Origin of the sequence: Paenibacillus sp. 7541 (genome assembly GCF_002276395.1) — a bacterium.
GTDB classification, from domain to species: domain Bacteria; phylum Bacillota; class Bacilli; order Paenibacillales; family Paenibacillaceae; genus Paenibacillus_AQ; species Paenibacillus_AQ campinasensis.
The window spans coordinates 95,764-105,581 of sequence record NZ_NQLZ01000035.1; the positions used below are offsets into that span (position 1 = coordinate 95,764).

General features: G+C 48.9%; 12 protein-coding genes, 1 pseudogene and 1 riboswitch. Of the genes and pseudogenes, 7 read left to right on the forward strand and 6 right to left on the reverse strand.

What is annotated here, in order from left to right:
* The first annotated feature begins 26 nt into the window (after positions 1–26).
* A complete protein-coding gene (locus tag CHH75_RS20200) occupies positions 27–500 on the forward strand; it encodes a Dps family protein (RefSeq protein ID WP_095268109.1) in 474 nt (157 codons plus the stop codon).
* A gap of 191 nt (positions 501–691) precedes the next feature.
* Complete coding sequence (locus CHH75_RS20205) at positions 692–1,570, forward strand: EcsC family protein (protein ID WP_095268179.1); 879 nt, start codon at positions 692–694, stop codon at positions 1,568–1,570.
* A gap of 93 nt (positions 1,571–1,663) precedes the next feature.
* Here CHH75_RS20205 and queF read toward each other — a convergent pair whose 3' ends face one another.
* The 6 genes from queF to CHH75_RS20235 form a co-directional block, all read right to left on the reverse strand.
* On the reverse strand, positions 1,664–2,161 hold the full coding sequence (gene queF / locus CHH75_RS20210) for a preQ(1) synthase (protein ID WP_095268180.1): 498 nt from the start codon (positions 2,159–2,161) through the stop codon (positions 1,664–1,666).
* A gap of 51 nt (positions 2,162–2,212) precedes the next feature.
* Positions 2,213–2,995, reverse strand: a complete 783-nt coding sequence (gene queE, locus CHH75_RS20215) for a 7-carboxy-7-deazaguanine synthase QueE (RefSeq protein ID WP_095268181.1) — start codon at positions 2,993–2,995, stop codon at positions 2,213–2,215.
* Positions 2,988–3,479, reverse strand: a complete 492-nt coding sequence (gene queD / locus CHH75_RS20220) for a 6-carboxytetrahydropterin synthase QueD (protein ID WP_095268182.1) — start codon at positions 3,477–3,479, stop codon at positions 2,988–2,990. The genes queE and queD overlap by 8 nt, the downstream gene beginning before the upstream one ends.
* Entirely contained in the window at positions 3,476–4,153 is a 678-nt protein-coding gene (queC, locus tag CHH75_RS20225) for a 7-cyano-7-deazaguanine synthase QueC (protein ID WP_095268183.1), read from the reverse strand. The genes queD and queC overlap by 4 nt, the downstream gene beginning before the upstream one ends.
* Before the next feature lie 114 nt (positions 4,154–4,267).
* Positions 4,268–4,306: riboswitch (PreQ1 riboswitch) on the reverse strand.
* 98 nt (positions 4,307–4,404) lie between these two features.
* Positions 4,405–5,109, reverse strand: a complete 705-nt coding sequence (locus CHH75_RS20230; protein WP_095399040.1) for an AIM24 family protein — start codon at positions 5,107–5,109, stop codon at positions 4,405–4,407.
* Positions 5,110–5,137: 28 nt separating this feature from the next.
* Positions 5,138–5,569, reverse strand: coding sequence for a hypothetical protein (locus CHH75_RS20235; protein ID WP_095268185.1), 432 nt, complete (start codon positions 5,567–5,569; stop codon positions 5,138–5,140).
* Positions 5,570–5,838: 269 nt separating this feature from the next.
* On the opposite strand from CHH75_RS20235, the gene CHH75_RS24955 reads away from it, so the two are divergent.
* The 5 genes and pseudogenes from CHH75_RS24955 to CHH75_RS20255 all read left to right on the forward strand — a co-directional run.
* Positions 5,839–5,982, forward strand: a complete 144-nt coding sequence (locus CHH75_RS24955; RefSeq protein ID WP_176475623.1) for a hypothetical protein — start codon at positions 5,839–5,841, stop codon at positions 5,980–5,982.
* A gap of 307 nt (positions 5,983–6,289) precedes the next feature.
* The gene (locus tag CHH75_RS20240) at positions 6,290–6,979 is read left to right on the forward strand and encodes a hypothetical protein (protein WP_255223085.1); all 690 of its coding nucleotides are present in this window, start codon (positions 6,290–6,292) and stop codon (positions 6,977–6,979) included.
* Between the two features lie 131 nt (positions 6,980–7,110).
* Positions 7,111–7,503, forward strand: a complete 393-nt coding sequence (locus CHH75_RS20245) for a helix-turn-helix transcriptional regulator (protein ID WP_095268193.1) — start codon at positions 7,111–7,113, stop codon at positions 7,501–7,503.
* A gap of 383 nt (positions 7,504–7,886) precedes the next feature.
* Complete coding sequence (locus CHH75_RS20250) at positions 7,887–8,831, forward strand: copper amine oxidase N-terminal domain-containing protein (protein ID WP_095268194.1); 945 nt, start codon at positions 7,887–7,889, stop codon at positions 8,829–8,831.
* 25 nt (positions 8,832–8,856) lie between these two features.
* Positions 8,857–9,818 (forward strand): annotated as a pseudogene (locus CHH75_RS20255) (DUF5704 domain-containing protein); the annotation flags it as partial.

A 9,818-nucleotide genomic window follows, 5' to 3' on the forward strand; every position in this document is an offset into this window, starting at 1 on the left:
AATACAATATAAGGAGTCGATGATATATGAGTCATATGACACGTGATGCCCAAGGAAATGCTGTACAGGAGCTGCAACAAGTTCTGAACGTTCAGGTTGCGAACTGGAGCCTGCTTGGTGTGAAGCTACATCATTACCACTGGTATGTGAAAGGCCCGCAGTTTTTTGTTCTGCATGAGAAGTTTGAAGCGTTGTACAATGCAGCGGCAGGCTATGTAGATGAACTCGCGGAACGCCTGCTGGCGATTGGCGGCAAGCCGTCCGGAACGATGTCCGAATATTTGAAGCTGGCTACCATTTCCGAAGCCGCTGGAGAGAATACTTCGGAGCAAATGGTGCAGCAGCTGGTGGCTGATTTCGGCGTACTGGCAGAAGAGCTGAAGCAAGGCATTGAGGTTGCAGGCTCACTGGGTGATGATGCAACCGCCGACTTGCTCACTGGCATGGTGGCCGATGTTCAGAAGCAGGCGTGGATGCTGAACGCTTTTCTCGGAAAATAACAGGAACAGGTCATATTCGTTCATAGGATCAAAGCCCCTGCGTGCATCAAGCAGGGGCTTTGATCTTTATATGCTCCCAGTGAAGGCGGACGAACGTGAAGCCTTTTACAATCTGCATCTGCCGCGTGAGTCCTTTTTCCTTTTCCTGCGTATATAAGCTGTGTAATGATATGACTTAAGGGAGAATAGGGATGATCAGGATGGAATCGCTTGAGCAGCTGGAGTCCCAGCTGCTGGATATTCAGCGCTGGGAGAAAGAGCAGAAGGATGTTATGTTTTGGGAGAAGCTCGGTAGAATCCCGTTTATGCTGCTGGACCGTATTACGCCGAAGATCGTAAGAGAGAAAATCGGCAGCGCTTTAAACGAGGTGGGAGGTTTTATCCAGACCGGAGGAAAACATCTGATCAGGGAGCGGGCGGTGCTGGATGTGCTTGCCCAGACTGCCGGAAGTCCGAGTGTTTATGGGGATGAGGAGGATAACCGCGATGGGGAAGGTGAAGAAGCATCCGGTTCCGGTTTAACCCTCGAACAGGCTGCACGTCTGCCTTTGGCCATCATGGATAGCGCTGCCGACACCATTGCAGCGAAACGCGTGAAATTCGCTGCCGCTCAAGGAGCGGCTGCAGGCACTGGCGGCTTGTTCACGATGGCAGTAGATATTCCGCTCGTGCTGGGCCAGTCGCTAAAGGTTCTTCAGGAGATGGCCCTATGCTACGGATATGATCCGAACGAGGAGCGGGAACGCATTTTTATCGTTAAATGCCTGCAGTTTGCATCCGCAGACATTGTTGGGAAAAAGGCGATCCTGGACGAGCTTGGCGAATTTGACGATCAGGATGGAAGTGAGCAGGTTATCTCCCAGCTTCAGGGCTGGCGAGAGGTGGTTCAGTCATATACGGACAGCTTCGGAATGAAAAAGCTGTTCCAATTGATCCCGATTGCGGGCATCGTCTTTGGCTCCATTTCCAACCGAGGTACGATTCGAGACGTCGCCGAAGCCGGAAAGATGCTTTATAAAAAGCGGCGGATTCGGCATCGGCTGCGCAGTATGAAGCCTTCAGAAGATTGATCAACATAAACGAAACCTCCGTTTGATACGCAATGTTCCTATTGCGCGTCAGACGGAGGTTTTTTTACCGAACCTTAGGTTATGGCTCAAATATTAGCGGTTGTCGACTTTTTCAGGGTACAGATCATGGTTCATCAGGCGCTGGGCAGCCATTTCCTCGTACTTCGTTCCGGGACGGCCATAATTGCAATAAGGGTCGATGGAAATCCCTCCGCGCGGGGTGAATTTCCCCCATACCTCGATGTAGCGCGGATCCATCAGCTTGATCAGGTCATTCATGATGATGTTCACACAATCCTCGTGGAAATCTCCGTGGTTGCGGAAACTGAACAGATACAGCTTCAAGGATTTGCTTTCGACCATTTTGATATCCGGAATGTAGCTGATATAAATGGTGGCGAAGTCGGGCTGTCCTGTAATCGGACAGAGACTGGTAAATTCCGGACAGTTGAATTTCACAAAATAATCCCGGTAAGGGTGCTTGTTATCAAAGGATTCAAGAATGCCCGGGTCATATTCAAACGTATATTTCGTTCCCTGATTTCCGAGCAGGGTGATATCTTCCAATTCATTCGGCTGTCTTCCGGCCATGTTGGTGCAGCTCCTTTATCATTTAATATGAGAAAAAATGCGCTCGCAGCGTTAAACGCCCCGTTTATTGCCCCATACAAGCGTGTGCAGCTGAGGCAGTACCCGCACATCGTTCAGACGATCCGATTTCATGACGGCATCGACCAGCATCTCGTAGCGCTCCAGCAGCCGGGAGGCGTGGCTCTGCGTGTCGCCCGTGCTGACATCCGGGTTCCCAGTCTGCAAATAGAACGGAACGTTCGGGTAGCGTTCGTGTACACTCTCGGCATAGGACAAGTCAATCTCATCAAACACAACGACCTTCAGGCTGAACGCTCTGCCGGGAGGGCGTCCTGACAAGCGGGAGATGATATCGTCCAGCTTCGTCCAATCCGTATTCATCCCGGAGCTGGGCGGCTTGGGCGAGATCGTCACCTCATCGACGTCCATCAGCCAATCCTGCCAGCGCGATCCTTGGGTTTCCACCGCAACGGTAATGCCGTGCCGATGCAGCTCGTCAACAAGTGTGCCAAGCTGGGAGAGAAGGGCTGGATTGCCCCCGGAAAGGGTGACATGGTCGAAGCGCTCGCCTCCTAAACGATACAGCTCCTGCCAAACGTCTTCCGCACTCATCCGGGTGATGGAGCCAGCCTCGGATCCGTCCCACGTAAATGCGGAATCGCACCAAGAGCAGCGATAATCACAGCCTGCCGTGCGGACAAACATCGTTTTGCGGCCGACGACCATGCCCTCGCCCTGGACGGTGGGGCCGAAGATCTCCATCACGGGGATGGGACGCGCCAATGTGGGCTCAGCGTCGGCGTTTCGGCTCAGCGTGGCATCCGTGCTATTCATGTTCCATCCACTCCCGTCTAACCTCAGCATAGCTGGTCGGCGTTTCGAACAGCCGCACGAACTCGGTACGCAAGCCCTGACGCTGGTAGGCTTCATTCTTCACAAGCGCCGCTTCCATTTGCTCGAACAGCCAGACGACCATGTTTTCGGCGGTCGTATTCATTGGCGGAAGCGTCTCGTTAAGATAACGGTGATCGAGAAAAGGCTCGATCTCTGTTTTCCATATATGCTTGATCTGCGCAAAATCAACGGTGATGCCGACGTCATCCGGCATGCCGCTGATGCCGAACACCACGATATACGTGTGGCCGTGCAGATTTTTACACTTGCCTTCATAGGCATGCAGATGATGCGCCGCATCAAAGGTAAATTCCTTGGAGACGAGCACGCGCTTGCGGTGATAGCGCAGGCTTCCGGCATCGATGTCTTTGCCGAGCTCCTGCAGACGGTCTACAATGCGAAATTCGCCGGGTTGTCGGCTCATATTGCATGCCCTCCTTCTGCTGCAGAGCGGCTGCTTAAATATTGATCGAGTCCCGCTTTTCTCAGTTTGCAGGCCGGGCATTCCCCGCAGCCGTCTCCCTTGATTCCGTTATAACATGTCAGTGTATGATTGCGGATATAATCGAGCGCGCCCATCTGATCGGCCAACGCCCATGTTTCCGCTTTGTTTAGCCACATGAGCGGGGTATGGATAACAAATGGATAATCCATCGCCAGATTCAATGTCACATTCAGCGATTTAATGAAGCTGTCCCGGCAATCGGGATAGCCGCTGAAGTCGGTTTCGCAGACGCCGGTCACGAGGTGCTTGGCGCCTTTTCCTTTGGCCAGCACAGCTGCAAAGCTGAGAAACAGCAGATTCCGGCCGTCCACAAACGTCGTCGGCAGCCCCTGGGGCCCTTCCTCAATCGCGATATCGCTTCGCGTCAATGCGTTCGGTGCCAGCTGGTTCAGCAGGCTCATATCGAGCACGGTATTCGGAACACCCTGCTCTTTGGCAATTTGTGCGGCGCACTCGATCTCAAGCTTATGCCGTTGACCGTAATCGAAGGTGACGGTTTCGACCTCGGCGAAGCGCTCCTTCGCCCAGAACAGACAGGTGGTGCTGTCCTGACCGCCGCTGAATACAACGACTGCTTTTTCATTTTTAAGCATAAAAAAACCTCTCATTCTTCAATATGATGGGTTGGTCATGGAACCCGAAGAAGAAGAGAAGTTCTTGAACTAGTCCGTAAAAAAACAAGCCTTATTCAGCCCTGAATAAGACAACTTAGTTTTTTATAGAGGGAGTTCGCGAACCTCTCCCATACGCCTCTTCGCGCATGGACTTTGTCTTCTGTTGTGATGTACACGGGCCTTTTTGTCTAAGCTCGGCTGTGCACGCCCTACATTATACCATGCTCCTGTTATTTGATAAACACTCCGCCAAAAGGAATTACTTCCCTTAGAAAGCGTTTGACCAGTCCTTCATCGTTGAATTCTTGCGCCAGCCTCTGATTTTGCCTTCCGGCCTGAAATAGCACATAGCCCTCTCCTGTCAGCTTCCAATGGTAATTCATATGCTGGCTGGCCAGATGGTTTCCGTAGACGGTCAAATCCAGCTGGGCCTGTTCGGGATAGGCGATAATGCTGCCGGCATCGACATACAGCGGCTCGGTTGCATGCAGTTTCACCTTGCAGACGGGCCCTTGCGTAAGAATTCCGAGGCTTCCGTTGCCGGAAAACTTCATCTTTATGGCATCGCGGGTGACAAGCATATTTTTTAATTTCAGAATCCGCGTCTGCATATGAATTCCCTGTGTGTAGAAGAACACATGACGAAAATCGTAGAGCATGTCCTCTTCTCCTGTAAGTTCGATCTCATGCATGCTAAAGCCCGGGGGAAGGGCTGCGGTGAATTGGCAGGGGCCCTTCATATCCGCACGAATCAGCTTCTTCTTCCGGTACATTCCCTTCACGTTCATCAGCCGGTCGCTTCGTCCGAAGGCCGGACCACGGTAGGCCACAATTTGGTCGGGATGCAGCACATGAGCCATATCGCCCTCTGTCAGTGAAAAGGTAACGGCTTGTCCGGCGCCGGCAGCCGTCGTATCTTCCATGCGAATAATCATCAGGTCACCTCCTATGTGCTTCGTTGCGTTAGCGCCGATAGCGATTGGTTCGGCGCATGCCGAAACGAAGGGCGCGAATAAGTACGAAATATCCAAGAGCGAGTCCGATCGCGGTCAATACGACCGTCTTGATACGCTCGGCGTTTTGTTTTCGGGCCATCTCGGCCTGCTGCAGCTCCAGCACCATCTCGGTCAGTTTACGATTCTGCTCAGCCAATTCGGCGTTCTGCTCCTGGAACTGCTTTACGTCATTTCGGGCCTGCTCCAGCTCCTGCAGGGTATGGTTGTATCCTTCCTTTAACTCATTAACCTCTTGAGGTAGCTCGGAAAACTGCTTGATTCCGTTATAGAAGCCGCCCAAGCTTGCACTGACTGTACGCTCTCCTGCTGAAAATGCGATCCCGGCTACCAGCAGGGTGGAAAAAAGACGAAGCGTCTTCATCCGCCAACGATCTCTCATAGCCACAATCACTCCTTGTCCCAGTAGTTTGTAATATTGTAATACCTTCCAATTAACAGACAGACTTCGACAATGATAGGGCGCGACAATTTCTCGTATCCGGTTGTCAGCGAGTGTGATTGATTCGGTGTTTAAATGGCGGGAATGCTGGGTAAAGTCATAACGTCGGCTTGCTGCACCAGATACACGATTCGCACTAAAGCTTGCTCCAAATAATGTATCTTATTTGTGTTATTATATAAAACTTATTGGAAGAGGAGATTACAATTATGAAAGATAATAATATTAAGAAGATTATGATTACAGTGAACGGAAAGCCTGTCGGGAACGGATTGTTCATCGACAAAATCACCTATGCCCCCGTGCATCCGACACCATCTAATGTCAAAGATTGCGTTAAGAGCGGCATTTGACAATCCGCCGTCCGATGCGAATACGGCTGAACAAGCGCGAATGGAGGGAATCGTCCCTACCCTTCGCCTTTTTTTGTTGGTCTGGAGAGGATCTGGGAAGGATATGAGGAATTTATGCACATCGTAAGTACCTTGTATCCACATCCATAACGAAAAATATTGCAAAAAAACTCCTCCAACTTGTGGAGGGGTTCTTTTTTTTTGTCGAAATTTAGATGAGAACATTTGTTCCGTGACAGTAAGTTGTCCGTCTCTATTGGTACATTATTAGAAGAAGAGGAAAGAGGTGGATGCGTTGCGATCGGACTTGAATTCGGATTTTACATGGAGCACGAATCGTGTAGCGGCCGGAGGCGTAACCCAGATATTTCTTTTGGTGGAGTGGAGAGGCGGTATCCAGGGGCCGAGCAGGCATAAAGGCATGAAATCTCATCAGATTGCTGAACATGTGCAGCTGGACCTCCAGTTAGAGGAACCAATCCAACTTACCAACGTATACGGAGGTATTCTCGATTCACGGATGGGACAGCATATCACGGTGTCCATTGGTCCATTGTCCGATAATGGAACCAAGCAAGTCGTGCTTGAGTTATTGGCGGGGCCTTATCGTTCCGGTATCTATCCGGTTATCACATCCGGATGGTCGTACCGGGACCGGGATACGCTGCAGGTTACCAATTTTCCATCGTATACGCTGCAGCTCCAATTCAGCAATCATACAGACCTGAGGAGCCGCAAGCCGGATGAACGGGTGGAGAAGGCGCTGAGGCTGCTTCAAAATCCTTTGATTCTGGACGAAGCGGAGCAGCTGTTTAAGCAAGGTGACCTGGAAGCGGGGGAAAGCATGCTCCGCAGGCGGGCAGATGAGATGATGCTGTGCGCGCTTCGCGCAGATGATGAGGATTATTTGAAGGAGGCAGAGACGCTTTACAGGTTAAGCACATTGTATTTTGGCACCTTTAGTCCTATAGATACATATAAACGAAAAATCGAATAAGTCTAAATACCTATCTTCCGATTGGTAAATTATGATCATAAACAAAAAGGGAATACCTATTCCAGGGTCGAATGTACTAATTTGACATTGGCAAATATGTCAAATTTACTAGAAGATAGGGAGAATGAAACATGACTGATCGACTGATTCGACTCATGAGAATTATCACACTCGTGCAAGCAAGACCAGGAATTTTAGCCCGGGAGCTAGCGGAACGCTGCGGAACCAGTGAAAGAACGATCTATCGGGATATGGATGCATTGAGCGCTATGCATATCCCGATAAGCCACAGAGGGAGAGGGCGCGGCTATATGTTTATCGGTCAATTTGCAATGTATCCAATGGAACTGACAGAAGACGAGGTTCAATCCCTGTACAAGCTGCTTGCGATTATGGAGGAAATTAAACCGAAACTTCCAGACAGTTTTGAAAGCGCGTATGAAAAAGTGCTGGCTGCTGTATACAAACAGCGGGTAGACAAACACGAAAGTCAAGTGGAAGTGCGAAATAATCCTAATCTATGATGATTTCATAGTTGATAGAACATATATGGAGGTAAAGAATCCCCAAAATGTCTCGTATGTAACGAGGCTTTTGGGTCTTTTTTTATTGTAGCGGATTTAGATGGAGAACATAAGGTGACTATGAAATTATTATTTAATAGGGAATTTGTACCATTATACTCCAATTTATGATAAAATATCTACAATTTCTCTTGCATGAATATATGGAATTTTCATTAAAAGATTGTGAGAGAAGTCGCACATGTCCCTAAGCAAGGGCGTAGGAAGGAGATTCATCATACATAAAGCAGTGCCTTATTTGTGAGAGGTGAGGAGGTAGAGAGGAAGAGGTTTCATATTTGAATACGACTACAACGCATTCTTGCGTTAGGGAGAGTGGACAAATGAAAAAGGCAGTGTTAACGGTTGCGGCAGGGATTCTAGCACTGGGGATATCCGCTTTTGCAGCAGGGTCTGTGTCTGCAGCCAGTCAGCCGGTTGAAGTGCTTCTGAATGCTAACAAGCTGAATTTCCCCGATGCCAAACCGTTTCAGGATGGACAAGGCAGCGTAATGGTTCCGATCCGGTTTGTATCGGATGCGCTCGGAGGAACAATCAGTTATAGCAAGTCAGGCGGCAAATCGGTGGTAGAAGTAAGGAAGGGCAATCACACGGTGAAAATGACGGTAGGACAAACGAGCGCCGAGGTGAATGGGCAAATAAAAGACTACGGCACCAAGGTCATTCTGAAGCAAAATCGCACGTTTGTCCCATTACGCCTCGTCAGCGAAGGACTCGGTGAGAAGGTGCAGTGGGATAAAATCGGACGGTGGGTATGGATCGGCGAGAAGAACTTCCGAAACACGGACGACCCGGAGTTCAAATTACAGCCGCTCAGCGATTTTAAGGCGTATATGAAATCAACAAATCAGTTCCGGAAATTCTCTGCCAATAAGGAACCGTTTGATGGGATCAAAATAATTCAGGCGAATCAATTGCCCATTAAACTTGGTAATGGGGAAATAATTTATGACATAAGGCTTGAAAAAAGTAATGGAAATGATTATATAGCGATTCGTAGTTCGGAGCGAGGCACCCCCGTGTTTTTTATGGTAAAGAATGATTTTGTTAAGTACCGTCAAGGTCTTGATAATGCTTTTGTAAATCATAAGGACGGGACGGCAACCAATTATTATCCAGTTATGAGCACCTCTGATGTTTATCAAAATGGACAGTACAACCAATATTATGACTGGACCAAATTCCGCTTAACTACTGCAGATTATATTGCTTTTAGTACACATCAACCGAAGGACTATCTTGTGGCAATAGTCAATCCGTTTAAATAAGGAATTGTACAAGATGAGAATCAGGGTGAAAGCAATTATCCAGATTGTGTCCTGCTTTATAATGTGTCTTGTTACCGTCATGTTTGTCAATCCCGGGAAGGCGGAAGCTATCGGGATTAACCGAATGTTCCAAAATCCACAGAATCCGAATAAATATTATTTTGTAGGAATGGTCTATTATGACACTTGGAGCAATGCAGGCGGCCAATGGATCAGTACTCCTCCGGGAGGAATTACTGACGTGGATGGTTTTGACTATGTGTTTGAGTTCAGTGCATCTCGAAAAATAAAGGACGTCCGTGTAAGTAAATTTGATTACTATCGAGAATATGGTGACGAAATTTTCGAAGCCTCGCGTTCATTTGAAATGTCACAAAATTCAAAGTCCTATTATGTTCAGGCAACTTCAAGGAACTATTCCCTAACCAATCGTCCTTGGACAGGAAAGGGTACAAATGTAGCCAATGTTCCTGTATATGTTGTGCAGGCTCGTTTGGAGGCTGAATATCCAGTAAACAGAAGATTGGAAGAAGAACAAAAAGGCCAACAATTTGCTCCTCTGGTTCAAGGCTGGCGTTTCTACTTCCCAACCTTGTTCGAAATTGAGCTCGAACCGGAGGAAGGCAAAGCGATTATCAAGCACTATACTACGAACGGTCGTTCACTGAATGGAGTATTCCCGGACCGTGAGGAGAAGCTGGAGAAAGGCAAGTCTTATACTTTCGCGCATACCCCAGGCAATGCGGATTACACCTATGTAGGACACAAAAAAAGTACAGTGTCCCCTCCGAGTGGAGGAACCATTACGCCGGGGGATCATCCTCCGTTTACGTATGATGCTTCATTCCCGACGTATTACTTGTATTTCTATTATGAAGCACAGGATAAGCCACCCCCGCCACCACCCACGGCCTCCTGCACCCCGCCATCGCCCGGGGCGACTATCAACGGCCGCTACATGGACCCGGTGGTGACGGCCCGCATACT